The 26,760-nt window shown below is 74.1% G+C and carries 24 protein-coding genes; 6 read left to right on the forward strand and 18 right to left on the reverse strand.

The features are described from left to right. Positions 1-204: 204 nt before the first annotated feature. The 3 genes from ABT084_RS34630 to tdh form a co-directional block, all read right to left on the reverse strand. Complete coding sequence (locus ABT084_RS34630; protein WP_351052812.1) at positions 205-1,119, reverse strand: LysR family transcriptional regulator; 915 nt, start codon at positions 1,117-1,119, stop codon at positions 205-207. 12 nt (positions 1,120-1,131) lie between these two features. Next, positions 1,132-2,337, reverse strand: coding sequence for a glycine C-acetyltransferase (locus tag ABT084_RS34635; RefSeq protein WP_351052815.1), 1,206 nt, complete (start codon positions 2,335-2,337; stop codon positions 1,132-1,134). A 320-nt stretch (positions 2,338-2,657) separates the two neighbouring features. After that, entirely contained in the window at positions 2,658-3,686 is a 1,029-nt protein-coding gene (gene tdh / locus ABT084_RS34640; RefSeq protein WP_351052818.1) for an L-threonine 3-dehydrogenase, read from the reverse strand. Positions 3,687-3,881: 195 nt separating this feature from the next. Here tdh and ABT084_RS34645 point away from each other — a divergent pair, with 195 nt between their 5' ends. Further along, positions 3,882-4,817, forward strand: coding sequence for an alpha/beta hydrolase fold domain-containing protein (locus ABT084_RS34645; protein WP_351052821.1), 936 nt, complete (start codon positions 3,882-3,884; stop codon positions 4,815-4,817). A gap of 96 nt (positions 4,818-4,913) precedes the next feature. On the opposite strand, the gene ABT084_RS34650 is transcribed toward ABT084_RS34645, so the two are convergent. The 3 genes from ABT084_RS34650 to ABT084_RS34660 all read right to left on the reverse strand — a co-directional run bounded on the left by ABT084_RS34650 (position 4,914) and on the right by ABT084_RS34660 (position 8,115). Continuing rightward, complete coding sequence (locus ABT084_RS34650) at positions 4,914-5,672, reverse strand: class I SAM-dependent methyltransferase (RefSeq protein ID WP_351052824.1); 759 nt, start codon at positions 5,670-5,672, stop codon at positions 4,914-4,916. Positions 5,673-5,796: 124 nt separating this feature from the next. Further along, the gene (locus ABT084_RS34655; RefSeq protein WP_351052827.1) at positions 5,797-7,038 is read right to left on the reverse strand and encodes a glycosyltransferase; all 1,242 of its coding nucleotides are present in this window, start codon (positions 7,036-7,038) and stop codon (positions 5,797-5,799) included. A 147-nt stretch (positions 7,039-7,185) separates the two neighbouring features. Then, positions 7,186-8,115, reverse strand: coding sequence for a LysR family transcriptional regulator (locus ABT084_RS34660; RefSeq protein ID WP_351052829.1), 930 nt, complete (start codon positions 8,113-8,115; stop codon positions 7,186-7,188). Positions 8,116-8,352: 237 nt separating this feature from the next. Here ABT084_RS34660 and ABT084_RS34665 point away from each other — a divergent pair, with 237 nt between their 5' ends. After that, positions 8,353-9,738 (forward strand): MFS transporter, encoded by a 1,386-nt coding sequence (locus ABT084_RS34665; RefSeq protein WP_351052832.1) that lies wholly within the window; start codon positions 8,353-8,355, stop codon positions 9,736-9,738. 94 nt (positions 9,739-9,832) lie between these two features. Then, positions 9,833-12,004 carry a PP2C family protein-serine/threonine phosphatase gene (locus ABT084_RS34670; protein ID WP_351052835.1) on the forward strand — a complete coding sequence of 724 codons (2,172 nt, stop codon included), beginning with the start codon at positions 9,833-9,835 and terminating at the stop codon, positions 12,002-12,004. A gap of 37 nt (positions 12,005-12,041) precedes the next feature. Here ABT084_RS34670 and ABT084_RS34675 read toward each other — a convergent pair whose 3' ends face one another. Then, entirely contained in the window at positions 12,042-13,427 is a 1,386-nt protein-coding gene (locus tag ABT084_RS34675) for a serine hydrolase domain-containing protein (protein ID WP_502969269.1), read from the reverse strand. 161 nt (positions 13,428-13,588) lie between these two features. On the opposite strand from ABT084_RS34675, the gene ABT084_RS34680 reads away from it, so the two are divergent. The 3 genes from ABT084_RS34680 (at position 13,589) to ABT084_RS34690 (ending at position 16,766) form a co-directional block, all read left to right on the forward strand. Beyond that, positions 13,589-13,855: a WhiB family transcriptional regulator gene (locus ABT084_RS34680; protein ID WP_351052838.1), complete on the forward strand. Its 267-nt coding sequence runs from the start codon at positions 13,589-13,591 to the stop codon at positions 13,853-13,855. 335 nt (positions 13,856-14,190) lie between these two features. Continuing rightward, on the forward strand, positions 14,191-15,603 hold the full coding sequence (locus ABT084_RS34685) for an APC family permease (protein ID WP_351052841.1): 1,413 nt from the start codon (positions 14,191-14,193) through the stop codon (positions 15,601-15,603). A 161-nt stretch (positions 15,604-15,764) separates the two neighbouring features. Continuing rightward, a complete protein-coding gene (locus ABT084_RS34690; RefSeq protein WP_351052844.1) occupies positions 15,765-16,766 on the forward strand; it encodes an alpha/beta fold hydrolase in 1,002 nt (333 codons plus the stop codon). Between the two features lie 161 nt (positions 16,767-16,927). On the opposite strand, the gene hypE is transcribed toward ABT084_RS34690, so the two are convergent. The 11 genes from hypE to ABT084_RS34740 form a co-directional block, all read right to left on the reverse strand. Beyond that, positions 16,928-17,968, reverse strand: a complete 1,041-nt coding sequence (hypE, locus tag ABT084_RS34695) for a hydrogenase expression/formation protein HypE (RefSeq protein ID WP_351052871.1) — start codon at positions 17,966-17,968, stop codon at positions 16,928-16,930. Positions 17,969-17,981: 13 nt separating this feature from the next. Beyond that, the gene (gene hypD / locus ABT084_RS34700; protein WP_351052847.1) at positions 17,982-19,118 is read right to left on the reverse strand and encodes a hydrogenase formation protein HypD; all 1,137 of its coding nucleotides are present in this window, start codon (positions 19,116-19,118) and stop codon (positions 17,982-17,984) included. Next, positions 19,115-19,480, reverse strand: coding sequence for a HypC/HybG/HupF family hydrogenase formation chaperone (locus ABT084_RS34705; RefSeq protein WP_351052849.1), 366 nt, complete (start codon positions 19,478-19,480; stop codon positions 19,115-19,117). Before ABT084_RS34705 ends, hypD begins: the two co-directional genes overlap by 4 nt. Beyond that, the gene (gene hypF / locus ABT084_RS34710) at positions 19,449-21,836 is read right to left on the reverse strand and encodes a carbamoyltransferase HypF (protein ID WP_351052852.1); all 2,388 of its coding nucleotides are present in this window, start codon (positions 21,834-21,836) and stop codon (positions 19,449-19,451) included. The genes ABT084_RS34705 and hypF overlap by 32 nt, the downstream gene beginning before the upstream one ends. Next, positions 21,836-22,711, reverse strand: a complete 876-nt coding sequence (gene hypB, locus ABT084_RS34715; RefSeq protein WP_351052854.1) for a hydrogenase nickel incorporation protein HypB — start codon at positions 22,709-22,711, stop codon at positions 21,836-21,838. The genes hypF and hypB overlap by 1 nt, the downstream gene beginning before the upstream one ends. A gap of 6 nt (positions 22,712-22,717) precedes the next feature. Continuing rightward, complete coding sequence (locus ABT084_RS34720) at positions 22,718-23,143, reverse strand: hydrogenase maturation nickel metallochaperone HypA/HybF (protein ID WP_351052857.1); 426 nt, start codon at positions 23,141-23,143, stop codon at positions 22,718-22,720. A 128-nt stretch (positions 23,144-23,271) separates the two neighbouring features. After that, the gene (locus tag ABT084_RS38100) at positions 23,272-23,376 is read right to left on the reverse strand and encodes a DUF6893 family small protein (protein WP_502969270.1); all 105 of its coding nucleotides are present in this window, start codon (positions 23,374-23,376) and stop codon (positions 23,272-23,274) included. Further along, on the reverse strand, positions 23,373-23,900 hold the full coding sequence (locus ABT084_RS34725; protein ID WP_351052860.1) for a hydrogenase maturation protease: 528 nt from the start codon (positions 23,898-23,900) through the stop codon (positions 23,373-23,375). The genes ABT084_RS38100 and ABT084_RS34725 overlap by 4 nt, the downstream gene beginning before the upstream one ends. Then, entirely contained in the window at positions 23,897-25,375 is a 1,479-nt protein-coding gene (locus tag ABT084_RS34730) for a hypothetical protein (RefSeq protein WP_351052863.1), read from the reverse strand. Before ABT084_RS34730 ends, ABT084_RS34725 begins: the two co-directional genes overlap by 4 nt. Further along, entirely contained in the window at positions 25,372-26,079 is a 708-nt protein-coding gene (locus tag ABT084_RS34735; RefSeq protein WP_351052866.1) for a DUF6084 family protein, read from the reverse strand. The genes ABT084_RS34730 and ABT084_RS34735 overlap by 4 nt, the downstream gene beginning before the upstream one ends. Then, positions 26,076-26,699 (reverse strand): DUF5947 family protein, encoded by a 624-nt coding sequence (locus ABT084_RS34740; RefSeq protein WP_351052874.1) that lies wholly within the window; start codon positions 26,697-26,699, stop codon positions 26,076-26,078. Before ABT084_RS34740 ends, ABT084_RS34735 begins: the two co-directional genes overlap by 4 nt. Between the last annotated feature and the right edge of the window lie 61 nt (positions 26,700-26,760).

The raw sequence follows: 26,760 nt of genomic DNA on the forward strand, positions 1-26,760 counted from the left end.
GTCGTGCTGTCAAGGGTGGCCGCAGGCCATCGCGCAGCGACGCGACCGCAGGGAGCGCCCTTGACAGCACGGCTCGGCACGAAGAGACAGTCGAACTGACGGGCAGCCCCCGGGAACCACCCCGACCCCGTACGCCCAAAGCGAGAGCCCCCACCACCCACCCACCACCCACCCACCCACACCCCACCCCTACCCCCACCCCCCTCAATGCGCCGGCAGCCGCCCCGCCTCCCGCGCCAGCCCCGCCAGCACCGGAGCGATCAAGGGATGGGTCTCGGCCCCCCGGCGCGTGGCCGCGAAGACGCGGCGGGTGGCCGCGGGGCCCTCCACCGGGCGGACCTGGACCTCCTTGAGGTCCGTCCCGCGGAGCGCCGAGCGCGGGACCAGGGCGACGCCCGCCCCCGCGCCGACCAGGGCGATCACGGCCCGGAAGTCGTCGGAGGAGTGCCTGAACCGGGGCTGGAAGCCCGCCAGTTCGCACGCCAGCAGGGTCACGTCGTGGCACGGATTGCCGGGGTACTGGCCCACCCAGTCCGCGTCGGAGAGTCCGGCCAGGGACACCTCGGGGAGGGCGGCCAGGGGGTGCCCCGCGGGGAGCACCGCGTCGAAGGGTTCGGCGTACAGCGGGAGCACCGAGAGCCGGGTGTCGTCGGCGCCCGGGCCGCCGCGGTACTCCACGGCGAGCGCCACGTCGGCCTCGCCGTCCAGCAGCATCGGCAGGCTCTGGTCGCCCTCCGCGTCCCGGACCCGCAGCCGGATGCCGGGGTGGTCCAGGGCGAGCCGGGCGATGGCGGGGGCGAGCACTTCGGTGATGCCGGTGGCGAAGGCGGCGACGGTGACCTCGCCCGCCGTGCCGCCCGCGTAGGCGGCCAGCTCGGCCTCCGCGCGCTCCAGCTGGGCCTGTACCTCGTGGGCGTGCCCGACCAGGATTTCCCCGGCCGCCGTGAGCCGTACGCCCCGCCCGCTACGGGTGAGCAGTACGTGCCCGCTCTCCTGCTCCAGCGCCGCGAGCTGCTGCGATACGGCGGAGGGGGTCAGGTACAGGGCTGCGGCCGCGGCGGTCACCGTACGGTGGTCCGCCACGGCCCGCAGGATGCGCAGCCGGCGGGGGTCGATCACCCCTCCATGATGTCAGCCCGCCGAGGAGCCGAGCGCCGCTCGGGCGTCGATGAACGCGGCCACCGCGCGCTCCACGTCCGCCGTCGAATGGGCGGCCGAGAGCTGGACGCGGATACGGGCGGCGCCCATCGGAACGACGGGGTACGAGAAGCCGATGACGTACACGCCGCGCTCCAGCAGCAGCTCCGCCATGCGGGCCGCCTCGGCCGCGTCGCCGATCATGACGGGCGCGATGGCGTGGTCGCCGGGCAGGATCTCGAAGCCGGCCTCGGTCATCTTCGTACGGAAGAGCGAGGTGTTGGCGGCGAGGTGCTCGCGCAGGTCACCGGCCGACTCGAGCAGGTCCAGGACCTTGAGCGAGGCGGCGGCGATGACCGGGGCGAGGGAGTTGGAGAAGAGGTACGGACGCGAGCGCTGGCGCAGCAGGGCGACGATCTCGGCGCGGGCGGCGACGTAACCGCCGGAGGCGCCACCGAGGGCCTTGCCGAGGGTGCCGGTGATGATGTCGACGCGGTCCATGACCCCGTGCAGTTCGGGCGTACCGCGGCCGCCGGGGCCGACGAAGCCGACCGCGTGCGAGTCGTCGACCATGACCATGGCGTCGTAGCGATCGGCCAGGTCGCAGATCTCGGCGAGCGGGGCGACGTAGCCGTCCATGGAGAACACGCCGTCGGTGACGATCAACTTCCGGCGGGCGCCACCCTCGGTGGCCTCCTTGAGCCGGGTCTCCAGCTCCGCGAGGTCGCGGTTGGCGTAGCGGAAGCGGCGGGCCTTGGAGAGGCGGATGCCGTCGATGATCGACGCGTGGTTGAGGGCGTCGGAGATCACCGCGTCCTCGGCTCCGAGCAGCGTCTCGAAAACACCGCCGTTGGCGTCGAAGCAGGAGGAGTAGAGGATCGTGTCCTCCTGGCCGAGGAACGAGGAGAGCCGGGCCTCCAGTTCCTTGTGCACCTCCTGGGTGCCGCAGATGAAGCGGACGGAGGCCATGCCGTAGCCCCAGCGGTCGAGGGCGTCCTTCGCGGCGGCGACGACCTCGGGGTGGTCGGCCAGGCCGAGGTAGTTGTTGGCACAGAAGTTCAGCACCTCGCCTCCGGTGCCGGAGGTGACGGTGACGGAGGCGTTCTGCGGGGTCCCGATGACGCGCTCGGGCTTGTGCAGCCCGGCGGAACGGATCTCGTCGAGGGTGGTGCGCAGGTCTTCGCGGACGGACTCGAACATGGTGCTCTCTTTCCACTGGAGCGGCGGCGGAGGGAGGGGGCCGGGCCCCGCGGAGGGGGAGGGTGGTGCGGGGCCCGGCCGGAGGGAAATGGTTCGGGGAGGCGCCGACAAGCAGGCGCCGAAAAACAGGCACGCACCGCCAGCAGCCGCCAGCAAGCGTCCACCGGCAGGCCGCCACCGGCAAGCAGCCACCAGCGAGGGCGCACCGACATGCAACCACCAGCCAGCAACCAGCAACCAGCAACCAGCAACCAGCAACCAGCAACCAGCAACCAGCAACCAGCAACCAGCAACTGCCAACGGCGGCCCGGACCGGCCGGTTACGCCGTCCAGTCCAGGATGATCTTGCCACTGCGGGCCGTCGCGGCCTCGTCGAAGGCGGCGTCGAAGTCCCGGTGCGAGTAGCGGCCGGTGATGACGGGGCCGAGGTCGAGCCCGCCCTCCAGCAGCACCGTCATGGCGTACCAGGTCTCGAACATCTCGCGGCCGTAGATGCCCTTGATGGTGATCATCGAGGTGACCACCTTCGCCCAGTCCACCGGGAACTCCTGCGCGGGCAGGCCCAGCATGGCGATGCGGCCACCGTGGGTCATGTTGTCGATCATGTCGCGCATCGCCTCGGGGCGGCCCGACATCTCGAGGCCGATGTCGAAGCCCTCGCGCAGGCCGAGCTGCGCCTGCGCGTCGGCGATCGTGGCGTCCCGGACGTCGAGCGCGAGCGTGGCGCCCGCCTTGCGGGCGATCTCCAGCCGCTCGGGGCTGACGTCGGTGATCGTGACGCTGCGCGCACCGGCGTGCCGGGCGACGGCCGCCGCCATGATGCCGATCGGGCCCGCGCCGGTGATCAGCACGTCCTCGCCGACCAGCGGGAAGGACAGGGCCGTGTGCACGGCGTTGCCGAACGGGTCGAAGATCGCCGCCACGTCCAGGTCGACCTTGGTCCGGTGCACCCACACGTTCTGCGCGGGCAGGACGACGTACTCGGCGAACGCGCCGTCGCGTCCGACGCCCAGCCCGACCGTGCTGCGGCACAGGTGGCGGCGCCCGGCGAGGCAGTTGCGACACTTGCCGCACACCAGGTGGCCTTCGCCGCTGACCAGCGCGCCGACTTCGATGTCCTGGACATCGGCGCCGATCGCCGCGACCTCGCCGACGAACTCGTGGCCGAGGATCAGCGGGGTCTTGACCGCGCCCTGCGCCCAGCCGTCCCACGAACGGATGTGCAGGTCCGTACCGCAGATGCCGGTGCGCAGCACCTTGATCAGCACATCGCCGGGGCCGTGCTCGGGCTCGGGCACGTCCATGAGCCACAGCCCGGGCTCGGCCTTGTGCTTGACGAGTGCCTTCATGGCGTGGCTCCAGGCATGCGGAGGGGGCGCCGCGATCCCAGGGGCGGGTGTGGCGCATCGACAGGCACCAATCTGCCGACCCCGTAACGATCAGTCCATCGAGGATTTCTTAAGCGGGTCCACAGGCCAGCTTCACGCCTATGCTCCTCACGTGACGGGGCCGGGGCAGGGGCAGGGAACGGGGAGGTGGCAGCGGTGCCGAGTCTGCGCAGTCGGGCGCTGTCGGCCGCGCTGATCGCGGCGGGTCGGCGAAGACGGTTCGCGAGTGCCGAAGCGGTACGGGCACGGGTGGCCGAGTCGGCCCGCAGGCCGGCGTCGCACCTGCCGCCGCGCTCGCTGGGGAAGGTCGCCGAGGTCTCGCGCACCTTCGTCGGGGCGTGGCCGGTGTACGACGCCTCGCCGCGCGGGCCGGAGCCCGCGGCCCAGGTGTTGTACGTCCACGGCGGCGGGTACATCAACGAACTGGTCCGGCCGCACTGGGCGCTGATCCGGACCCTGGTGACCGAGGCGCGGGCGCGCTGCGTCGTCCCCGCCTACATCCTGGCCCCGCGCGGGACCGCCGACCGGTCGGTCCCGGTGGCCGCGGACCTGCTCGCCGGGCTGATCGCGAGCGGCGGCCCCGGGGGCACGGTGCTGATCGGCGACTCGGCGGGTGCGGGCCTGGCGCTCGCGGCCGCGCAGCGGCTGCGCGACCGGACCGGTGCGCAGCCCTCGCGGATCGTGCTGATCTCACCCTGGCTGGACGTGACGATGACCCATCCGGACCAGGCCGCGCTGGAGGCCGCCGACCCGATGCTCGCGCGGCCGGGGCTGGTGGAGGCGGGGCGGCTGTACGCCGGGACTCTGGCCACCGACGACCCGCGGGTGAGCCCGCTGCACGGCTCTTTCGCGGGGCTGGCGCCGCTGACGGTCTTCGCGGGTTCGCGGGACGTCCTGGTGACCGACAGCCGTGAACTGGCACACCGGGCCCGGGGGGACGGTGCCGAGGTGGACTACCACGAAGCCGCCGGGCTGCCCCACGCGTACCCACTGCTCCCGATCCCGGAGGGCCGCGAGGCACGCACGGCCATCGTTCAGTTGGTCCGGTCGGCGCCCGCAGCGGACGGAGCGCCGGACGGCACCGGGCCTTGACGACCCGGGGCCGCGGCGCCCCCGGGCCGCGGCGCCCCCGGGGCACTGCACCACCTACGCCGACACCTACACCTACACCTACACCTACACCGACGCCTACGCCGCGCAGGTCATCAGCGAGCTGATGGGCCGACTCCGGTAGGCGGCCCAGAACTCCTCGTCGCGGTGAGCGTCCGGGGGCGGGGTGCGGGCGGGCTGCCAGGCGACGGTGGCGAAGCCCGCCTCGACGGCGGCCTCCGCGAAGTCGGCGTGCGCCCATTCGCGGAACTCGAAGGGGACGGGCGGATCGGTGAGGAACTGGGCGCGCAGCAGCGGTGCGTCCCCGGTCGGGTCGCGGTCGAGGATCCGGACTCCGTACGGCGACCAGTCCTGGTGCGGGAACGCGCCCGGGTTGGGCACGATGGCCAGCAGTCGGCCGCCGGGGCGCAGGTTGACCCGGATCGAGCGGAACATCGCGTGCAGGGCGGCCCGGTCGGGCGCGTAGTTGAACAGGTGCACGGCGGTGGCCAGGTCGAACGGGCCGAGCTGCGGCATCCCGGCGGCGTCGCCGACCACGTACTCGATCGGGGCCGCTGCGGCCGCGGCGCCCGGGGCCGTCGGCTCCTCGACCTCCGCCCGGGCGAGCGCGATCATCTGCTCGGAGATGTCGATGCCGACGGTCCGCCGGGCTCCGCCGCGGGCCAGCAGCCGCGTGTTGTAGCCGTATCCGCAGGCCAGGTCGAGGGTGTCGAGCCCGTCCACCCCGCCGAGCGCGTCGAGGGCGCCCAGCAGGGTGAAGGTGTCGGCCGCCGAGAAGGCCGCCGTGGTCTTGGACTCCGCGTAACGCGCGCCGATGGTGTCGTACTGCTTCCGCATGATCCGTATCGTGCCCCGCGCGCGGCGGCGCAGGCGCGCCGGAGCGTGCGCCGTCCCCCGGACGAGGGAAGCGGTCGGCCCATCCGGGGCGCGCGGGCCCTCCGGGGTGTGTGCGGCCGCCGCCTCACCCCAGCTCCGCCAGCGTCCTCAGCAGCGGCGCGGCGCCGTCCTCGCGCGCCAGGGCGGCCGCGAGGTCCCGGGCGCGGGTCCGCATGCCCGGGTCGGTGGTGGCCTCGCCGACCGCCGCCGCCAGCCGGTCGGCGGTGAGCCGCTGGTAGCGGACCGGGCGGGGGGCCACTCCGAGGGCATGCAGACGGGTGGCCCAGAACGGCTGGTCGAGCTGGACGGGTACGGGGACGGCGGGCACCCCCGCGCGCAGGCCGGCGGCGGTGGTGCCCGCGCCCGAGTGGTGGATCACCGCCGCGGTGCGCGGGAAAAGCCAGTCGTGCGGGACTTCGCCCACGCTGATCAGGTCGTCGCCCTCGGCGCTGAGCCCGCTCCAGCCCGCTTGGACGATCCCGCGCACCTTCGCCTTGCGCAGGGCGGCGCCGAGCAGCGCGCCGAGGCGTTCCGCGTCCGCCGCGACGAGGCTGCCGAACCCGGCGAAGACGGGCGGCGGGCCCGCGGCGAGGAAGTCGAGGAGCCGCTGCTCCGGCTGCCAGCCGGGGGGCCGTTCGGGCCACCAGTAGCCGCCGACCCGGTGGCCGGAGGGCCAGTCGGCAGGGCGCGGCAGGATGAGCGGACTGAATCCGTGGTGGACCCGGCGGGCCCGGTCCAGGCCGAGGGGGCCGCTGAACCTGCGTGCGGGCAGCCCCAGTTCGCGGCGCAGGGCGCGTACTCCGGGGGCGAAGGCCCGGTCGCCGCAGGCCCAGACGGCGCGTCCGGTCAGCTCGTTGACGTACGGGCCGTACGAACGGCCGCCCGAGACGAGCGGCGGGATGGCCCGGCTGGGGGTGACGGGCAGCAGATGGACGCCGACGCAGGGCAGTCCGTATCCCTCGGCGAGGGTGGCGCACAGGGGTTCGGTGAGGGTGGAGGCGAGGACGACGTCGGCGCCCGCGCGCACCGCGGCCGCGACCCCGTCGGTCAGCGGCGGAATGAACTCCCGGGCCATGCGGACCGCGCGGGCCATGGCGACGGGGCCGCTGATCGCGCGGGTCAGCCGCTGGCCGGTGGACGAGGCGAGCTCCGCGCGGGGGTCCACGGGCAGCGGGCGGAATCCCAGGCCGTGGGCGGTGACGGCGTCCGCGAACCGGCTGTGGGTGGCGAGGACCACCTCGTGCCCGGCAGCTCGCACCCGCGTCCCGAGCCCGGTGTAGGGGGCGACGTCGCCCCAGGACCCCGCTGTGACGATCAGTACACGCATGGTTTCACTGTGTCAGCTGAGCCTCGCCCCGCGCGAGTTCGCAGCTCAGGACGGGAGCCCGCGCGAGCCTCAGGCAGGTTCGCAGCTCAGGACGGGAGCCCGCGCGAGCCTCGGGCAGGTTCACAGCTCAGGACGACACCCCACAGCTCAGGACGGGACCCCGGGCCGATGGGCGCCGGCCGGGGCGAGCTCGCGGGCGCAGGCGCGCAGCCAGGCGTGGGCCGGGTCGGCGTCGTGCCGCGGGTGCCAGGCCATCCCGAAGGGCATGGCCGGCAGGTCGAGCGGGATCGGGAAGGTCTCCAGGCCCAGGGCGTCGGCGAGCGGCACGGCCTGGGTGGTGATCAGCCCGACGAGGTCACCCTCGCGCAGCACGAACAGGGAGGCGGGGAAGGTGCCGACGCTGCCCACCACCCGTCGGCTCAGGCCGAGTTCGGCGAGGGCGGTGTCCACGGGCCCGGCCAGGCGGCCGCGCCGGGAGGCGATCAGGTGGTCGGCGGCGGCGAACCGGCGGGCGGTGATCCGCCCGCGCAGCAGCGGGTGTCCGGGGCGTACGACGCCCAGCACCCGGTCGTCGGAGAGGTGTTCCACGTGCACCTCGGGCGACCGGGTGTCCACGACGCCGAGTTCCAGGTCCGCGACCCCTTCACGCAGGGCGGCCAGGTCCGCGTGGCTCTCGGGCAGGAACCGCAGCCGCACCCCGGGCGCCTCGCTCGCCACCCGGGCGAGGAGGGTGGCGCCGCAGGCGGCGACGTAGGCGTCGTTGGCGATGACGGAGAAGGTGCGCGTGAGGGTGGCCAGGTCGACCCGGCCGGCCGAGAGGAAGAGGGAGCGGGCCCGTTCGACGACGGCACGTACCTCGCCGTGCACCGCGAGGGCGTGCGGGGTGGGCACCATGGACCGCCCGGCGCGGACCAGCACGGGGTCGCCGAGGGCCTTGCGGATGCGGCCGAGGGTGCGGCTCATGGCGGGTTCGGACAGGTGCAGCCGGGCGGCCGCCCGGGACACGCTCGCCTCCTCCAGCAGCACGTCGAGGGCCACGAGCAGGTTCAGGTCCAGGCCGGATTGCGTCATACGCATACACCCCTTGCATTACTTGCACTGGAAAGCAGGTCACGCCAACCCTACGGTGAGGGCATCCACTTCCCCCAGCTCCGAGGAGGAGCCGTGCTCCGCCCTGCCCAGAAGCCTCCCGGGCCTGCCGAGACCGCCCAACCCCCGGGCGCCGAGGCCCTGTCGAATCCCCAGCCGAATCCCCAGCCGGGTCCCCAGTCAGGTCCCCAGCCAGGTCCCCGGTCGGGCCCCTCACGGGTCGTCGTGCTCGTCCTGTGCGCCTGCGTCCTGGTCGCCCAGGGGATGGTGGCCGCCGTCAACCTGCTGATCCCCCAGCTCGCCACGTCCTCCCTGCACCCCGCGCCCGGTGAACTGCTGTGGGCGGTCGACGCGTACGTGATCGTCTTCGCCGCGCTGCTGATCCCCGCCGGGGCCGTCGGCGACCGGTACGGCCGCAAGGGCGCCCTGCTCGCGGGGCTCGGCCTGTTCGCGGCGGGCGGGGCGCTCAGCGCGCTGGCCGGCTCCGCCGCCGTGCTGATCGCGGGGCGTGGGCTCTGCGGCGCGGGCGCGGCGCTGATCATGCCCGCCACCATGTCCGTACTGGTCCACCTGAGCGGGCCGGAGCGGCGCGGCCAGGCCCTGGCCACCTGGACCCTGTCCGCGGGCCTCGGCGGGCTCGCGGGCAATGTGGGCGGGGGGCTGGTGGGCGAGTTCCTGACCTGGCGCGCGCTGTTCTGGGCGGTGGTACCGCTGGGCGCGCTGCTCGCGCTCGTGGTGGCCCGCGCGGTACCCCGCACCCCGGCGCGGGCCGACGCGTCCGTGGACCCCTTGGGGGCGCTGGTGCTGGCGGGGGCGCTGTTCGCCGTGGTCTACGGGATCATCGAGGGGCCTTCGCTCGGCTGGGCGTCCGCGCGGGTGCTGTCCGCCTTCGGGGCGGGAGCCGCGCTGCTGGCCGTCTTCACCGGCTACGGGCTGCGCGCCGCACGGCCGCTGCTGGATCCGCGGATCTTCGCCTCCCGGCGGCTGCGGGCCGGGGCGCTCGGGATCGGGGCGGGCTTCTTCGGGCTCTTCGCGCTGTTCTTCGTCAACGCGCAGTACCTCCAGTACGCGAAGGGCTTCTCCCCCGCCCTGACGGGTCTGGCGATCGTGCCCCTCACCGTCGGCATGGTGCTGGTGCCCAAGCTGGGCGCCCGGCTCCAGCAGCGGACCGGACCGCGGCTGCCGGCCGGGGCGGGGCTGGCCCTGATCGGGGTGGGGCTGCTGCTGGTGTCGACGGTGGACGCGGGCACTCCGTACGCCCTGTACGCCTGCTACCTGCTGATCCTCTCGGTCGGTACGGGGCTGTGCGCGCCCGCGCTGACCCTGACGGTGGTGGCCGAGCTCCCGGCGCACCAGGCCGGGCTGGGGTCCGGGCTGAACACGGCGGCGCGGGAGATCGGCGCGGCGCTCGGGGTGGCGGTGGTGGGCACGGTGCTGGCCTCGCGGTTCCACGGGAATCCGCAGGATCCGGCGCAGGTCGCGGCCTTCACCGATGCCATGGGGGTGGCGCTGCGGACGGTGGCCGTGGTGCTGCTGGCCATGACGGTGGCCGTGGTGACCGGCTACCGGGGCGGTGCGCGCGCGGGCACGGCCGGGGGCGTGCGGGGCTGACGTACGCCCCGGTGCGCACGCCGGTACGCACCTCAGTACGCACCCCAATCCGCGAGTACGCACCCCAATTCGCGCCGTCGGGAGGTTCCCCGGGATGCACCCTCCGCCCGTCCGGGCGCATCCTGGCTGTGTGACGGCGAGACCGGACATCCGCGGCCCCGCCCTGGACGAGACGGGCCGGGCGCTCGCGCGGGCCACGGTGGGTGCGGTGCAGGCTGTCGGCGGTTACGCGGGCGGGGTGTACCTGCGCTCCGGAACGGACGGCCTGCTGCGGCTCGCGGTGCTGGTGGGTCTGCCGGGGCCGTTGTTCCGTCCGTGGTGGCGGATGCAGGTGAACCGCCCCTATCCGGTGGCCGAGGCCTACCGCTCCGGGCACGCCGTGCACCTGTCCGACGCCGAATCGACGATGCGGCTGTTCCCGCAGCTCATGGCCGGTCTGCCGTTCGCCTTCGGCTCGCTGTACGAGCCGCTGGCCGCCGGGCGCGAGCGGTACGGGGTGCTGATGGTGCTGCGTACGGCGACCCCCGGCATGCCGGTCGGGCCCGAGGACCGCAAGCGGCTGCGCGAGGCGGCGGCCGCGCTGACCCGGGAGCTGGCCCGGCTGACCGCCGCGGGCGAGCCGGTGGTCTGGGACGGTGACCCCGTGTGCGTGGAGCCCCCCGACGCCGCGGCCGACGTCTCGGTGGCGGTCGGCCGGCTGCCGCAGGCGCTGCTGTCCCTGGACCGGCTGGGCCGGGTCGGCTATGTGGGCCAGCGGGCGGGAGCCCTGCTGGGCCCGGAGGTCGTCGGGCTCCGCGGGCGCGTGCTGTGGGAGGCGCTGCCCTGGCTGGGCCATCCCGTGCACGAGGACAGCTTCCGGGCCGTGTACATGTCCGGGGAGCCCATGGGGTTCCTGGCCCGGCGCCCGGCCGGGGACTGGGTCGCGGTGGACCTGTACCCGGGGACGGGCGGGGTCAGCGTGCTGCTGACGGCCGCGCGGGCACCCGCGTACGCACCGGGCTCGGTGACGCGGCCGGGCACCGCGCTCGGATCGCCCGGCGACCGGGCGACCGCCGTGTACCGCCCGGTCGCCATGGCGATCGCGCTGACGGAGGCGGTGACCGCCCGCCAGGTGTCGGCCGTGGTGACCGAGGAGCTGCTGCCCGCCTTCGGCGGCCGACAGCTGGCGATCTACCTGCTCAACGAGCGGCATCTGCACCTGGCTTGGGAGACCGGGTTCCCCAAGGGGTTCCTGAACCGGTTCGACGGGGTCGGGCTGGACGTCCGGCTGCCCGGCGTGGAGACCCTGACCTCCGGGCGGCCGATCTTCTTCGAGTCGATGGAACGTCTGGCGGCGGCCTATCCGGGCATCCCGATGGACACCAACATCGGCGCCCGGGCCTTCCTGCCGCTGATCGCCTCCGGCCGCCCGGTCGGCTCCTGCATCCTGGGCTTCGACGCTCCCCGCGGCTTCAGTCCGGAGGAGCGCACCGTGCTGACCGCGCTGGCCGGGCTGATCGCGCAGGCCCTGGAGCGGGCGCAGCGCTACGACACGGAGGCCGCCGTCGCGCGCGGTCTGCAATCGGCGCTGCTGCCGGCCCGGCTGCCGGTGCTGGAGCACGTGGACACGGTGGCCCGCTATCTGGCCGGTACCCAGGGGATGGACGTCGGCGGCGACTGGTACGACGTGATCGAGACCGAGCCCGGGCTGCTGGCCCTGGTGATCGGGGACGTCCAGGGGCACGGCGTGGCGGCCGCCGCGACGATGGGTCAACTACGCAGCGCCGTACGGGCCTTCGCGCTCAACGGGAGCAGTCCGCAGGAGGTCGTGAGCGGCGTGAACCGGCTGCTGATCGGCCTGGATCCGGGGCAGTTCGCCAGTTGCTGCTACGTCCTGCTCGACCCGGCGTCGGGCCGTGCGCTCGCGGTGCGCGCGGGGCACCCCCAGCCGCTGCTGCGCCATCCCGACGGCCGGGCCGAGGTGCTGGACCTGCCGGGCGGGGTGGTGCTGGGCATCGACCCGCGGGCGGAGTACCCGGTCGCCGAACTCACCCTGGAGCCCGGCGCGGTGCTCGCCCTGTACACGGACGGGCTGGTGGAGCAGCCGGGTACGGACATCGACGTCGGGGTGGAACGGTTGCGCGCGGTCCTGGCGGAGACCGGGCCGGGCCCGCTGACCGAGACGGCGGACCGGCTGATCAGCGAGGCGGGCCAGGCCGCCGATCGCCCGGACGACATCGCCCTGCTGCTGGCGGCCCGCGGCCCGGCCGCCCGCACGCAGCGGTGACCGCTGCCCGGGTGTCCGGCTCGGTCCCGGACACCCCCTAGCGCAGGCCCTGACCCGTCGCCGAGGAGAGGTACGGCGGGGCCAGCGGGCCCTCCGGCGGGCGGGTCTGCGGGAGCGGGAACGGATCGGTGGACGCGGGGGCGCCCGTACCGCACAGGGCCGCCGTCTGGAGCCGGTCGAGGGCCGCGTCCACGGGGTGCGGGACCGGCCGGCCGTCGGCGTCGGTGCGCTGGTACTTGGCGAGGTTGAAGCCGAGGGCGAACTGGCGGGTGCCGTCGGCGCTGGACAGCGCGGTGGTGCCCGCGCCCCAGACCGACCCGTCGTGACCCCAGACCGGGCCGCACGGGGTGTCGATGGTGTAGATGCCGAGGCCGTACCCGGCGATGACCCGGCCGCTCTCGTCCTTGACCAGCGTGGTCGTGCGCATCTCGCGCAGCTGGGCGCCGGGCAGCAGACCGCCCCGGAGCAGGGTGCGGTAGAAGGTGTCGAGGTCCTGCGGGGTGGAGATCAGCGCCCCGGCCGTGCCCGCCATGGTCATGTCGTACTCGCTGTAGTCGCGGGGCGGGTCGATCAGCCCGTGGAAGCTCTCGTACAGCTTGGAGTGCGGGCCCTCGATCCGCGGATCGGTGCCGGGGAAGTGGGTGTGGCGCAGTCCGGCCCGGCGGATGACGTCCCGGGTGATGACCTCTTCGGGGTCCTGGCCGGTGACCGCGCGCAGCAGCTCGCCGAGCAGGATGTAGTTGGTGTTCGAGTACGACCAGTCGGTGCCGGGCGGGAAGAGCTGCGGGGCGTCCAGGCCCCAGGAGATCAGCCGGGCCGGTGACACCGTGCGGTGGCGGAACTCGTCCAGGCTCGCGGTCGAGCCCTGGGCGAGGGAGGGGAAGGCCCGCGCGGTGTAGTCGGCGATGCCGCTGGTGTGGTTCATCAGCATGCGTACGGTGACCGCGCGGCCGCGCTCGCCCGGGACGAGTGCGGGGAGGTAGTCGCCGATCGGTGCGTCCAGCCGGATCCGGCCCGCGGCGCTCTGCTGGAGGACGGCGACCGCGGTGAAGGACTTGGTGACGCTGCCGACGCGGTGCTCCATGTCGGCGCGGGTGGGGCGGCCGGTGGCGAGGTCGGCGACGCCGGTGGCGCCGTTCCACACGGCGTCGCCGTCGCGGACGGAGGCGTACGCGCCGTACATGCCCGCGTCGCGGACGGCGTCCAGGTCCCGGGCGTCCAGGTCCCGGGCGAGCGCGGCGCGGTCGAGGGCGTCGCGGTCGAGGGCGTCGGAGCGCTGCGGCACCTCGGTGACGGGACCCGTGGCCGCGGCGGTCACCACGGGGGCGGCGGCGGCCAGGAAGGCGAGCGAGAGGGCGACCGCGGCCGCCGGGTTCCGTAGGCGCGTGCGGCGCGTGAGGCGCGTGAGGCCCGTGGGGCGCACCTGTGTCTCCTCTTCCCTGCTGTCCCGGTCCCTGCCCGTGTTCCTACGCGCCGAGTATCCGGCACGGCCACTCACGAGCGGTCACGCGCCTTACGTTTCAAGCCCCTTGGAGTGGTCAGACGCGCCTGCAAGCCGAAAACTCCACCGAGAGGGGAACTGTCATGCCCGACGTGTCATTGCTGCCCAAGCCCACGCTCCACGACTGGGAGTGGCAGACCGAGGCGGCCTGCCGCGATCTCGGCCCCAACCGGTTCTTCCATCCGGCCGGTGAGCGCGGCGAGGACCGGGAGGAGCGGGACGAGGCGGCCAAGCGGGTCTGCGCCGTGTGTCCGGTCCGGCGCGCGTGCCTGGAGCACGCGCTGAACACGCACGAGGCCTTCGGAGTGTGGGGCGGACTCACCGAGGACGAGCGGCGCGAGATGCGCTAGTGCCACGGCCCTGGGGACAAGGCGGAGGCCCCGGGGGCGGGGCCGGTCCCGCCAGGTGGAACCGAACGGCAAAACCGGTGGAAATAATCTGCGGGCCGAGCTGCGGTTCCCGCACCCTCCGGAGGGCAGTGTTTACGCGGCCTTAACGCTGAAACGGACACCTGCGGCGTGTCGGAGCGATGGATTCCGCAGGTAAACAGCTATTGACCAACGGATCTCGCGGAGATTGCATAACGGCTCGGGAGCCACAAAGAACCACCTGGTCACCAGCCGCCTCGGAGGCGATACCGCTCCCGCACTCATCACCCCGCATCTGCCGATCGGAACCCGCACTGATGTCCGACACGATCAGCGCTCCTCAGGCGCTCGCCCCCGCGACCGGCCCCGTCCCCCAGAAGCTCAAGCGCTCCATCGGCGTGGTGGGCGGGACCCTCCTCACCCTGTCGTGCGTGACGCCCGCCTCGACCCTCTTCGTGGTCGTGCCCGACCTGTTCTCGAGCCTCGGCACCTACGCCGCCCTCACCATCGCCATCGGCTCGCTGCTGTGCATCGGTGTCGCGTTCTGCTACTCCGAGCTGGGCACCCTCATCCCCAGCGCGGGCGGCGAGTACGCCATGGTGTCGACGCTCGCGGGCCGCCTCGCGGGCTGGCTGGTCTTCGTCCTGTCCCTGCTGGTCGTGATGATCGTGCCGCCCGTGATCGCCATGGGTACGGCCGACTACCTGGCGCCGATCGTGCACATACCGGCCCCGGTCGCGGGCGGCGCGGTCATGCTGCTCGCCACCCTCGCCGGCCTGCTCGACCTGCGCGCCAACGCCTGGATCACCGGCATCTTCCTCGTCCTGGAGGTCGTGGCCGCCGCGCTCGTCGCCGTACTCGGCTTCGCCCACAGCGAGCGCGGCGCCTCGGCCCTGATCCACGGCTCGGTCGCCGGGGAGACCGGCGCGTCGACCTCGACGGTCACCGCGATGATGGTGGTCTCCGGACTGGCCATCGCCCTGTTCATCACCCAGGGGTTCTCGACCGCCGTCTACCTGTCGGAGGAGCTGGAGAACCCGCGGCGCAACGTCGCCCGGACCGTCCTGGCCACCCTGGCGATCTCCACCGCCGTGATCCTCGTCCCGGTCATCGCCATCACCGTCGGCGCCCCCGACCTCGCGGCCCTGACCAGCGGCGACATCAGCGGAATGGTCACCGCCTGGTCCAACTCGGCCGTCGGCACCTTCGTCAGCCTCTGCGTCGCCCTCGCCATCGTCAACGCGGGCATCGTCATGGTCATCCAGAACTCGCGGGTCCTCTTCGCCTCGGCCCGCGACAAGGCCTGGCCCGCGCCCGTCAACAACGCCCTGTCCCGGCTGGGCCGCTCCGGCTCCCCCTGGGTCGCCACCCTGCTCGTCGGCGTCCCCGGCGCGGGCCTCTGCTTCGTGAACCTGGACACCCTCTACGGGGTGACCGGAGTCTCGGTGACCGGCATGTACCTGCTGGTGGCGGTCGCCGCGCTGTACAGCCGCCGCGGCGCGCACCGCACGGTCGCCGCCTGGCGGATGCCGCTGTGGCCCGCGGTGCCGGTCGCGCTGATCCTCGTACTCGCCTACATCCTGACCCAGCAGGAGACCGAGTACCTGCTCTGGACCGGCGGCATCACCGCGGTCGCGACCCTCTACTGGGCCCTCTACCTGCGCCCCCGCCAGGACTCCCGCTGGCTGGTCACCGTTCCGGACACCGAGGACGCCCCGGCCGCCGCCTGACCCCCGCTCCGCTCCGCCCCGGCCCTCCTCCCGCGCCACCCGTCCGAGTCATCGGCCGGGTGGCGCAGCCGTTCGGCCACCGCCGACACCTTTCGCCACCGGGGAGGGTTAGACAGCGCGCTTTGTCTTTCCGGCGCCTCTTGGAGCGATCAATGACAGTCATGCCGAGTTCCGTCACGGTCCAGGGCCAGGGATCGCTCACGCAACGGGACCCGGCCGTACCCCTGCCCGTCCCCGCGCAGGGCGGCGGCCCGGACGCCGCGCCCGGGACGGTGGAGGAGCGGGAGCTGGTCTTCGACGGGCGCACCTACGTCTGCCGGATCGCCCGGGCGGGCGGCTCGGGTACGCCGCTCCTCGTCCTCGGCGGCTCCGAGCAGAACCGGACGTCCTGGACCCGGCACGAGAGGCGGCTCGTCCTCGACCGTCCCGTGGTGACGGTCGACCTGCCCGGTTACGGCACCGCGGACTTCCTCCCGGCCCGCTACGGCATCGACCACCTCGCCGCGGCCACCCGGCACCTGGTGGACGAGCTGGGGCTGGGCCGGATCAGCCTGTTCGGCGCCTGCTTCGGCGGCGCGGTCGCGCTGCGCTTCGCCCAGCACAACGCGGCGTTCGTCGAGCGGCTCATGCTGAGCGGGATGGCGACGGCGGTGACGCCCGACTACACCGCGGCGATGGAGCGCTGGGACGGCATGATCGCGCGGGGCGAGACCCAGGACATCGCCCGCGAGCTGACCGAGCGGTTCATGTCGCCCCCCGACGGGCGCAAGGTCCGCAAGCACGCGGCGGTCGGCCGGCTCGTCTACCAGCAGATCGCCGGGCAGAGCCCCGATTCCCTGCGCAAGTCGGCCGAGCACAACCGGCGGCTGATCCGGCACGAGTGGTACCGCCCCGGGCCCTGCCCGCCGGTCCCCGCCCTGGTCGTCACCGGCGAGCACGACACGCTCACCACCCCCGACATGGGCCGCCGCGTGGCGTCCGTACTGCCCACCGCGCAGTTCCTCACCGTCCTGGAGACCGACCACCTCGCGCCGCTGGAGCGCAGCGGGGACTTCGCCGACCTGATGGCCCGCTTCCTGACCGGCCAGCCCCTGGCCGGCCTGCCGTACACCACGCCCCCGGAGGCCTTCGTCGCCGGCCGTCCCGTCCCCGCCCGGGGCTGACGGGGGCCGCTGTCGGACCCCTCCGCCATGGTGTCGCCCAGGGGGACGGCGGGCGGGCCCCGTGCGGCCGCTCTTCCGGGTCGCCGACGGGGTGGCGGCCTTCGCGCGGTGGGAGGCGTACGTCCGTCACCCCGGCGGGGGGGGCGACGGACGACGGCGGGTCAGCAGATGCGGGGCAGTTGCTCTCCCAGCGGGAGGTCGACCACGCGGGTGCCGCCGAGGCCGGTGCGGGCCACGACGAGGCCGGGGTGGTCGGCGACGGCCTCCCCGATCACGGTCGCGTCCGCGCCCAGCGGATGGGCGCGCATCGCGTCGAGCACCGCGTCGGCGTGCTCGCGCGGGACGAAGGCCACCAGCTTGCCCTCGTTGGCGACGTACAGCGGGTCGAGGCCGAGGATCGCGCAGGCGTTGGCCACGGCGGCCGGGACGGGGACGGACCGCTCGTCGATGACCACGCCCGCTCCGGAGGCCTGCGCGATCTCGTTGAGGGCGGCCGCCAGACCGCCCCGGGTGGGGTCGCGCAGCACGTGCAGGTCGGGGGTGACGGCGAGCATGCTCTGGACGAGGCCGCCCAGCGGTGCGCAGTCGCTGGCGATGTCCACGCCGAACTCCAGGCCCTCCCGGACGCTCATGATCGCCACGCCGTGCACGCCGATCGCGCCGCTGACGATGACCACGTCACCCGGCACCACCCGCTGCGGCCGCAGGTCGACCCCGGCCGGGATGAGGCCGATGCCCGCGGTGTTGATGTAGATCCCGTCGCCGTGCCCGGCTTCGACGACCTTGGTGTCCCCGGTGGCCACCTCCACCCCGGCGGCCCGCGCGGCCTCGCCGAGAGCCTCGGCCACCCGGGCGACCACGGCCATCTCGACGCCCTCTTCGAGGATGAACCCGGCGGACAGGTAGGCGGCGCGGGCCCCGCTCATCGCGAGGTCGTTGACCGTGCCGTTGACCGCGAGGTCGCCGATGCTGCCGCCGGGGAAGAACAGCGGCCGTACGACGTAGGAGTCGGTGGAGAAGGCGAGCCGGACGCCGCCCAGGGTGACGGCGGCGGAGTCCCCGAGCTGGGCGAGCACCTCGCCGCCGAAGGCGGGGGCGAAGAGGTGCTGGACGAGTTCGGCGGAGAGCGCGCCACCGCCGCCGTGGCCCATCACCACGCGGGGGCGGTCGCGCAGCGGGGCGGGGCAGGTCCAGCCCATCATGTCGGGCGCGGTGTCAGGCAACGGGGCTCGCCTCCAGCGGTGCGGCGGTCTTGGCCGGGGTCAGCTCCAGCCGGCGGTAGAGGTAGTAGGCGGCGCAGGCGCCCTCGCTGGAGACCATGGTGGCGCCGAGCGGGTTGCGCGGGGTGCAGGTCGTACCGAAGGCCTCGCACGCGTTGGGCTTGATCAGGCCCTGCAGCACTTCGCCGCTGCGGCATTCGGCGGGCTCCAGCGTGGTGATCCCGGTGACGGAGAAGCGGTGTTCGGCGTCGAAGTCGCGGTAGCGCTCGGAGAGCCGCCAGCCGCTGTCCGGGATCACCCCGATGCCGCGCCAGGCCCGGTCGGTGACCTCGAAGACGTCCTCCAGCATGCGCAGTGCGGCGGGGTTGCCCTCCGGGCGGACCGCGCGGGCGTAGGCGTTGTCGACGGTGTGCTCGCCGCGTTCCAGCTGGTGCACGGCGCGGCGTACGCCTTCGAGGATGTCCAGCGGTTCGAAGCCGGTCACCACGATCGGGACCCGGTGGCGGGCCGCCAGCTCCGGGTACTCCCACATGCCCATCACGCTGCAGACGTGCCCGGCGGCGAGGAACCCCTGGACCCGGCAGCCGGGCGAGCCCATGATCGCCTCGATCGCGGGGGGAACGCGGACGTGGGAGACGAGCAGGCTGAAGTTGGGAATGCCGAGCTTCTTCGCCTGATACACCGTCATGGCATTGGGCGGGGCGGTGGTTTCGAAGCCGATGCCGAAGAACACCACTTCACGGCCGGGATTCTGCTGGGCGACCTTGAGGGCGTCGAGCGGGGAGTACACGACGCGGACGTCGCCCCCCTCGCTGCGCACCTGGAAGAGGTCGCGGCCGGTTCCCGGGACGCGGAGCATGTCCCCGAAGGAACAGAAGATCACTCCGGGGCGGGAGGCGATCTCCAGGGCCTTGTCGATGACCTCCAGCGGTGTCACGCAGACCGGGCAGCCCGGACCGTGGATCAATTCGACCTGTTCGGGCAGGAGTTGGTCGATCCCGTGCCGGATGATGGTGTGGGTCTGACCGCCGCAGACCTCCATCAGCGCCCACGGCCGGGTGACCGTGGCGTGGATGTCGTCGAGGAGCCTGCGGGCGAGGTCCGGGTCCTGGAATTCGTCGATGTACTTCACTTCCGCGCCTCCTCTACGGCGTCGCCCTCGAGACGATCAGCTTCGAAATGGTCCGCCTCGAAGGGGTCCCCCTCGAAGGGCCAGGGGGATCCGCCCGCCTGCGCCGCCTGCTCCCACGGGTCGCCGAACTCTTCCTGGAGCATGCCGAGCTGGGCGAAAAGCTCGAGGGTCTGCTTGGCCGATTCCTCGTCCAGCCGCTGGAGGGCGAAGCCGACGTGCACGATGGCGTACTCGCCCACCTGGAGGTCCGGCAGGTATTCCAGGCACACCTCCTTCACCACGCCGCCGAAGTCGACGGTCGCCATCCGGGTGCCGTCCTTCTCCCCGATGTCAAGCACTCTGCCGGGTACCGCCAGGCACATGGGCTTCTCCTCGCTGTGGGTGTTCGGTGAGCCGCGCGGCGGCGGCCACCATCAGCTGGCCGAGGGCCAGTCCGCCGTCGTTGGGCGGGATCCGGTGGTGGCGCAGGACGGTGAACCCGTCGGCGCGCAGGATGCGCGCGCAGGCCGTCGACAGCAGGGTGTTGGCGAAGACGCCGCCGGTCAGCGCGACCGTGTCCAGGCCGTGCCGGGCGCGGGCCCGCACGCACAGCGCGCCGACGAGCGCGGCGACCGCCGTGTGGAACCGGGCCGCGATCACGCCCGGCGCGACGCCCGCGCGTACGTCGGCCACCGCGGCGGCCAGGACGGGGGCCGGGTCGGCGATGACCGCGCCGCCGCCGGGGCCGGGCTCGCGCAGGGCGAAGCCGTATCCGGGAAGCCCGGCGGCCTCCGGCGCGGCCAGGGCCGCGTTCTCCAGCTCGATGGCGGCCTGGGCCTCGTATCCGGCGTGTTGGCAGACTCCGGCGAGCGCGGAGACGGCGTCGAAGAGCCGGCCCATGCTCGAGGTCGGGACGCAGTGCAGGCCGCGCTCCAACTGGGTGCGCAGCACCCGCAGTTCATCGGGCGGGCAGGCCGCCGCGCAGGGCAGGCCGGGGTCCCAGTCGAGGCCCGCGGCGCGCAGGTGGGACAGCGCCATGCGGTACGGGCGCCGCACGGCGGCGTCACCGCCCGGCAGGGGGACGTAGGCGAGGTGGGCGAACCGGGTGAAGCCGGTGTAGTCGGCGCGGAGCACCTCGCCGCCCCACACCGCCCCGTCGTCGCCGTAGCCGGTGCCGTCGAAGGCGACGCCGATCACCTCGCGGGCGCCGTCCAGGCCGTGTTCGGCCATCGCGGACGCGATGTGCGCGTGGTGGTGCTGCACCCGGACCACCGGGCGTTCGCCGCGGTGGCGCAGCGCCCAGCGGGCGGAGCGGTAGCCGGGGTGCCGGTCGGTGGCGAGCAGTTCGGGTGTGACTCCGGTGAGGGACTCCAGCTGCCGCTCGGCGCGTTCGAAGGCGTACTGGGTGGCCAGGTCGTCCATGTCACCGATGTGCGCGGACAGCCAGGCCCGGCGCCCCTCGCCGAGGCAGAGGGCGTTCTTGAGGTCGCCCCCGGTGGCCAGGGTCGGGGGGACGGGCAGCGGGAGGGCGAGCGGCAGCGGGGCGTAGCCGCGCGAGCGGCGGACCGTGAGCACCTCGCCGTCGCAGATCCGCAGCACGGAGTCGTCGCAGGGCACGTGGATCGGGCGGTCGTGCGTGAGCCAGGCGTCGGCGAGGGGGGCGAGCCGCTCCAGGGCCTCGGCGTCGTCCGTGACGATGGGTTCGCCGGACAGGTTTCCGCTCGTCATGACGAGCAGGCGGGGGCCGGGCGGGTCGCCGGGGAGCCCGAGCAGGAGGTGGTGCACGGGGGTGTACGGGAGCATCACGCCGAGGTCGGGGGCGCCGGGGGCCACCCCGGTCAGCGGCGCGGCGCCGGCGCGGCGGCGCAGTAGGACGATGGGCCGGGCACCGCCGGTGAGCAGGGCGCGTTCCCCGGGACCCGGCTCGGCCAGCTCCTCGATGCCGGCGAGGTCCCGTGCCATCAGGGCGAACGGCTTGTCCCCCCGCCCCTTGCGGCGGCGCAGTTCCGCCACCGCCCCGGGCTGGGCCGCGTCGCAGGCGAGGTGGTAGCCGCCGAGGCCCTTGACCGCGAGGATCGCTCCGGCGGCGAGCAGCCCCCGGGCCACGGCCACCGGGTCGGGGCCGTCCGGGTCCTCCTCCGGCGGCCCGCCGGGGACCGCGCGGAGCAGCCGCAGCCGGGGGCCGCAGGCGGGGCAGGCGACTGGCTGGGCGTGGAAGCGCCGGTCGCCGGGATCGGCGTACTCGCGGGCGCAGTCGGCGCACATCGGGAAGCCGGCCATGGTGGTGTGGGCCCGGTCGTACGGCAGCCCGGTGACGATGGTGAAACGCGGCCCGCAGTGCGTGCAGGTGATGAAGGGGTGGCGGTGGCGCCGGTCGGCGGGGTCGGCCAGCTCGGCGAGGCAGTCGGCGCAGGTGGCGACGTCCGGGGAGACCAGCGTGCGGGCCGGGCCGCCGACGCGGGAGGCGACGATGGTGAATCCCGCGCCGCCCGCGACCGGGACCTCGTGGTGGTCGACGGTGTCCACCACGGCGAGCGGCGGCGCGTCGGCGGCGAGCCGCTCGCAGAACGCCGATACGGCGGCCGGGGCGCCCTCCACCTCAGCGACCACGCCGTCGGGGGTGTTGGTGACGTGCCCGGCCAGGCCGAGGCCGGTGGCGCGGGTGTACACGTACGGCCGGAAGCCGACGCCCTGTACGACGCCACGGACGGTGACCCGGCGGCGCTGCACCGCTTCCATCAGCGGGTCTGCACCGCGACGGGATGCGGGTGGGGGTGGGGGTGGGGGTGGGGGTGCTCGTGCGGGTGGTCGTGGTCGTGGGCGCCGTCGTGCTCGTGCTCGTGGTCGTGCGCGCCGTCGTGGTCGTGCGCGCCGTCGTGGTCGTGCGCGCCGTCGTGGTCGTCGTCGGGCGCCGGGGGCCGGTGGCGGGCCATGACCGGCTGGTGGACCGGCGTCCCGTCGGCGGCGGCGAGCGACCGGTCGAGCAGGAGGCCGAGCCCGGCGTCCGCACCGGCCCGGGCGGAGGTGAGGACCACCTCGACCCCCGGGTTGACCCGCTGGACGTTGGCGCGGAAGGCCGCCTCGTCGAAGTCGACGGCCGCCGCGATGTCCGTCTTGGTGACCACCACCAGCTGGGCGAGCCCGAACGCCGTCGGGTACTTGAGCGGCTTGTCCTCGCCCTCCGTCACCGAGGCGAGCACCACGCGCAGCGATTCGCCGAGGTCGTAGGAGGCGGGGCAGACCAGATTGCCGACGTTCTCCACGAAGAGCAGCCGGGTGTCCTCGGGGAGCCAGCCGTCCAGGTGGCGGCCCAGCATGTGGGCCTCCAGGTGGCAGAGCCCGTCGGTGAGGACCTGCTTGACGGGTACGCCGGACCGGGCGAGCCGGGTCGCGTCGTTCTCGGTGGCCAGGTCGGCCGTCAACGCGGCCACCGGCACGCCGCGTTCGCGGCCGAGGAGCAGTTCGCGCTCGAGCAGGGCGGTCTTGCCGCTGCCGGGGCTGGAGAGCAGGTTGACGATCGTCGTGCCGCGGGCGGTGAGCGCGGCGCGCAGGGTGTGCGCGGCCGCTTCGTTCTTGGCGAGTACCGCCTGTTGGAGGTCGACCACTCGGCACATGTGTCTTCAGTGCTCCTCGGAGATGGGTGCGCGGTCACCGTCGCGGGCGGGGACCGGGTCGGCGGCGGGCGCGGGCCGGGGGCCGTCCTCCCACTCCACGGTGAGCACGCGCAGTTCGCGGCCCGTGAGCAGTTCGACGTCGGTGGCCCTGCCGCAGGCGGGGCAGCAGAGTTCGGGCGGCATGCCGACGGCCCACTCGTTCCCGCAGGCCCCGCAGCGGGCGCGGGCGGCGACCGATCGGGTGTCGAGTGCGGCGCCTTCGAGCACCGTTCCGGCGCAGGCCAGTTCGAAGCAGAAGGACAGGGCGTCGGGCACCACCCCGGCAAGCTCCCCGACTTCCAGGCGAACGGTGGTGACGGTGTGGGCGCCGGCGGCCAGGGCCGCCTCTTCCACCTGGCCGACGACGGCCATGGCGATCGACATCTCGTGCATCGGAACTCCGTCCTGCCGTCCTGCCGGGGCTCATTAGACCGGCAGGACGGGGGCGGGGCGGTCGGGCACGCCGACGGGCGGCGCGCCCCGTACGCCATTCGGGCGCCGGGGCCGCGGGGAGCCTGCCGTCACATCCGGCGCATCTTCAGGTAGCGCCGGATGTCGGGGAGGATCTGCTTGATCACGGCGACGAGGGCGGCGGCGGCCGCGCCGCCGAAGACGGCCTTCTTCATGGGATTCTCCTCAGTTCACGAGGTGGTTCGAGCTCCTGGAGCAGGCCGAGCACCATGCGTACGGCCTCGGGCACCGCGGCGGCCACCGGCGCGCTCAGGCCGATGCCCTCCTCGACGCAGGCGGGTTCGCAGCCGACGACGAGGGTGCGCCGGGGCGGGGTGCCGCCGGTGCCCTCGCACAGGGTGCCCAGCAGGGCGAGGACCGCGTCGGGGGACATGTGATGGCCGTCGAGGACGGGCCTGCCGGGCTCGACGGAGCCCGGCTCGTCCGCCTCGATCAGGTAGAGGGTGCCGGGGGCGCCGCCGCGGGCGGTGGCGTCGAGCAGGATGAGCGTGTCGTACCCGTCGAGGAGCTGGTAGGCGAGGTGGACGCCGCGCACTCCGAAGTCCACGGCCTGCGCCGTGGCGGGGAGTTGGTGCGCGGCGAGTTGCCTGAGGGTCTCCACGCCGAAGCCGTCGTCGCCGAGGAAGACGTTGCCGATGCCCGCGATCAGGGTGCCGCCGGGCGCGCTCGCGCCGTTCACTCGCCCTCCAGCGGGGTGACCTCGTCGGGCTGGAAGTAGAGGAAGCGGCCCTGTTCGCGCCGGATGTCGGCGCCCGGGTCGCCCTCGACGGTGACGGCGAGGTGCACTCCCCCGTCGACGTCGTGCAGGACCGCTTCGACGAGCGCGGCGCGGCCGTGCAGGAAGAGGTCCTGGGCGTCGGTGCGCCGGAGCCCGGGCCGGAGCAGCACCCGGCTGCCCGCGCCCACCGATACTCCGTCGACGTTGATACGGTCCCGGGCCGGGTCGGCGTGGTCCACGTGGGCCGGGTCCCACCAGGGCTTCTCCGGCTTGAACACGGCCTGGTCGTCGAAGAGTTCGAGGTGCGGCGCCCCGGCCTCGACCGCGCCCGGGTCCACGGCGCCGGGCTCGGCCGCGGCGGCCGGCGCCTCGCCGGTGATCTCGCGCAGGGCGCGCACCGCGCCGTGCAGCCGCTCCAGCACCTCGGGCGGCATCGACTCGGCCAGGTCGATGACGGCCGCGGCGCGCGGGTCGGTGCCGCGTGCCTCGCGCTTCTCCTGGTCGGTCAGGGCCGCGGTGCGCAGGGCGAGGATCTCGTCGATCTCGGTGGAGTCGTACATCGCTCCGACGCTCTCGGGGGCGATGGCGGGATGGTCCTCCAGGATGATCGGGGAGGACAGGACCACGTCGGCGCGGCCCGGTTCACCCGCGAGTACGGGCCAGGTGCGCTCGTTGACGCAGCCCGCGACGGCGCCCTTGGCCCACTCGGGCGGGTCGGTCATCGACAGGAAGCCGCCCGCGTCGAGCCCGAGCAGCAGGTGGGCGGCGACGAGCGAGCGCGGCAGGGCCGCGTCGCGGTCGTCGGCTTCGGGGGTGCCGGGGGCGGGCTCCCAGGGGCTGGTGTTCTCCACGACGGCGGTGAGCTTCAGGACCCGGTAGGGGCCGTCGAGTTCGGTCGCGGTGAGCCGCAGCGCGCCGCTGATCTCCTCGGTCCGCCGAACGGTCCGTCCCACCGTGCGGCCGGCGTCGTCGAGGACGGGCTCGATGTCCTCGCGGGCCGGGCGAACGAAGGGGAACAGGGCGCCGGCGCCGATGAGTTCGGCGACCGGGACGGCCACGTCGACCCGCTCCTCCGCTCCCTCGTCCCAGGGGACGAGCACCCGGTCGGGCAGGTGCAGTTCGGTCACCGTCTCGAACGTGCCGTCGGGCCGGATCTGTTGGACGGTGCGGCGCTGGGCGTGCAGGAAGCGGAGCTCCACGGAGAGGGAGGCGGCGCCCTTCGGTTCCATCAGGATCTCGGTCCGCTGGCAGGCGTGTTCGTGGTGCGCGGGTCCCCAGGCCGGGGGTACGAGCACGCCGAACTGCCAGCGCAGCCGGTTCTTGGCGGCCGAGGCCCGGTAGGGGTAGAGCACGTACCCCTCGAAGAGGACCGCGTCGGCCACCTGCCGGGCGTGGTCGAAGCGGGTCCGCGCGGGGGCGGGGGCGGTAGCGGTCACGGCGCCGTCCTTTCGGTCGCGCGCGGCAGTACGGCGCCGGCCCAGGCGGGGTCCCGCGGACCGGGTTTCCCGGCGGCGGCGTCGGCGTCGAGCAGGGAGCGCACGGTCGCCTCCCACGAGGCGAGCGCGTGGCGCGAGCGGTAGGCGAGGAGGTCGTCCATGGTGTCGCGGGGCAGCCGCAGCCAGCCGCAGCCCGGGAAGTGCTGCTCGACCATCTCGCGCCACACGGCCACCGGCATGCGGTAGGCGGCCTCGCGGTCCCAGGGCACGGGCTCGACGTGGAAGCCGGAGGCGCCGGTGAAGGCCGTACCGGAGAAGAGCATCAGCAGGGGCACCTCGCCGCCCTCCAGGGCGTTGAAGTAGCGGGTGGCCGCGATGTCCATGTCGTAGGTGCAGGGCACGACGAGGTCGGTCTCGGTTTCCCCGGTGAAGCTGGGGACCATGGCGGTGACCTGGGTGAACTGCACGGGCTGGAGGGTGGTGCCCCAGCGGGAGCGGGCGCCGAAGAGGTCGGCCAGGCCGTCCGCCTCGGCCGGTTCGTAGCCGCGCCGGGCGGGTTCGATGCGCATCTGGCAGCGCAGCGCGAGGGCGTGCACCCGGGTCCCCGGGGTGGCCGTCACGCGCAGCCGGAAGACGAGGGTGGGGCCGGCGGCGTAGGCGTCGGCGCGCACTCCCGTGCAGGTGAAGGTGAAGTCGGTCGTCATGGACGGCCCGCCTCCGCCGTGGTCGTCAGCACCTTCGCGCGCCGTTCGACCTGTTCGAAGAAGGTGTGCAGGGCGGCGCGGGCTTCCGCCCCGCCGTCGAAGCCCTGCCACAGCAGCCTCATGCGTCCCACCAGTTCGTAGCAGATGTCGATCGGCACCAGATGGCACCCGGTCCGGCCCTCGGAGCGGCGCAGCAGCAGGGCCTCGACATCGGGTTCGAGCAGCGCGGAGAGCCTGCTCGCACCGAGTACGGTCTGCCAGGTCGCCGGATCGAGTTCACTCTCGGTGGCTCCGGCCGGGCTCGGGTAGAGCGCGACGAGCCGGTCCAGGGCCGCGTTGCGGAAGAAGAACGCGACGCTGACCGGGATCTGGAGCAGTTCCCACGCCCCGTCGTCCAGCCGGTGGTCCGGGTCGGTGAGGTAGCGGTCCGGTACGGCGCGGAACCGGCCGCCGACGGCCGCGCCCGGCCGGTCGAGCAGCAGGGCGCAGGGGACGCACGCGCAGACCAGGGCGCGCCGCTCGGTCTCCACGAGATGGCGGTGGTGCTCCTCGGCCACGACCACGCCGCACAGTTCGCACACTTCCCGGCGCGGGGCGCGCGGCGCGGCGAAGCGGCGCAGCCCTCCAGGTCACCCTGGGCCAGGACTACCTGCCGACGCGCATGGGCACCGCGAGCGGGGT

Origin of the sequence: Streptomyces sp. NPDC002138, assembly GCF_040296485.1 — a bacterium.
Taxonomy (GTDB): domain Bacteria; phylum Actinomycetota; class Actinomycetes; order Streptomycetales; family Streptomycetaceae; genus Streptomyces.

Coding starts and splice junctions, on each gene's coding strand:
- ABT084_RS34635 (WP_351052815.1), bottom strand. CDS start 2,337: ATGTTCGAGTCCGTCCGCGAAGACCTGCGCACCACCCTCGACGAGATC.
- tdh (WP_351052818.1), bottom strand. CDS start 3,686: ATGAAGGCACTCGTCAAGCACAAGGCCGAGCCCGGGCTGTGGCTCATG.
- ABT084_RS34650 (WP_351052824.1), bottom strand. CDS start 5,672: ATGCGGAAGCAGTACGACACCATCGGCGCGCGTTACGCGGAGTCCAAG.
- ABT084_RS34655 (WP_351052827.1), bottom strand. CDS start 7,038: ATGCGTGTACTGATCGTCACAGCGGGGTCCTGGGGCGACGTCGCCCCC.
- ABT084_RS34660 (WP_351052829.1), bottom strand. CDS start 8,115: ATGCGTATGACGCAATCCGGCCTGGACCTGAACCTGCTCGTGGCCCTC.
- ABT084_RS34670 (WP_351052835.1), top strand. CDS start 9,833: ATGCACCCTCCGCCCGTCCGGGCGCATCCTGGCTGTGTGACGGCGAGA.
- ABT084_RS34680 (WP_351052838.1), top strand. CDS start 13,589: ATGCCCGACGTGTCATTGCTGCCCAAGCCCACGCTCCACGACTGGGAG.
- ABT084_RS34685 (WP_351052841.1), top strand. CDS start 14,191: ATGTCCGACACGATCAGCGCTCCTCAGGCGCTCGCCCCCGCGACCGGC.
- ABT084_RS34690 (WP_351052844.1), top strand. CDS start 15,765: ATGCCGAGTTCCGTCACGGTCCAGGGCCAGGGATCGCTCACGCAACGG.
- hypE (WP_351052871.1), bottom strand. CDS start 17,968: ATGATGGGCTGGACCTGCCCCGCCCCGCTGCGCGACCGCCCCCGCGTG.
- ABT084_RS34705 (WP_351052849.1), bottom strand. CDS start 19,480: ATGTGCCTGGCGGTACCCGGCAGAGTGCTTGACATCGGGGAGAAGGAC.
- hypF (WP_351052852.1), bottom strand. CDS start 21,836: ATGGAAGCGGTGCAGCGCCGCCGGGTCACCGTCCGTGGCGTCGTACAG.
- hypB (WP_351052854.1), bottom strand. CDS start 22,711: ATGTGCCGAGTGGTCGACCTCCAACAGGCGGTACTCGCCAAGAACGAA.
- ABT084_RS34720 (WP_351052857.1), bottom strand. CDS start 23,143: ATGCACGAGATGTCGATCGCCATGGCCGTCGTCGGCCAGGTGGAAGAG.
- ABT084_RS38100 (WP_502969270.1), bottom strand. CDS start 23,376: ATGAAGAAGGCCGTCTTCGGCGGCGCGGCCGCCGCCGCCCTCGTCGCC.
- ABT084_RS34735 (WP_351052866.1), bottom strand. CDS start 26,079: ATGACGACCGACTTCACCTTCACCTGCACGGGAGTGCGCGCCGACGCC.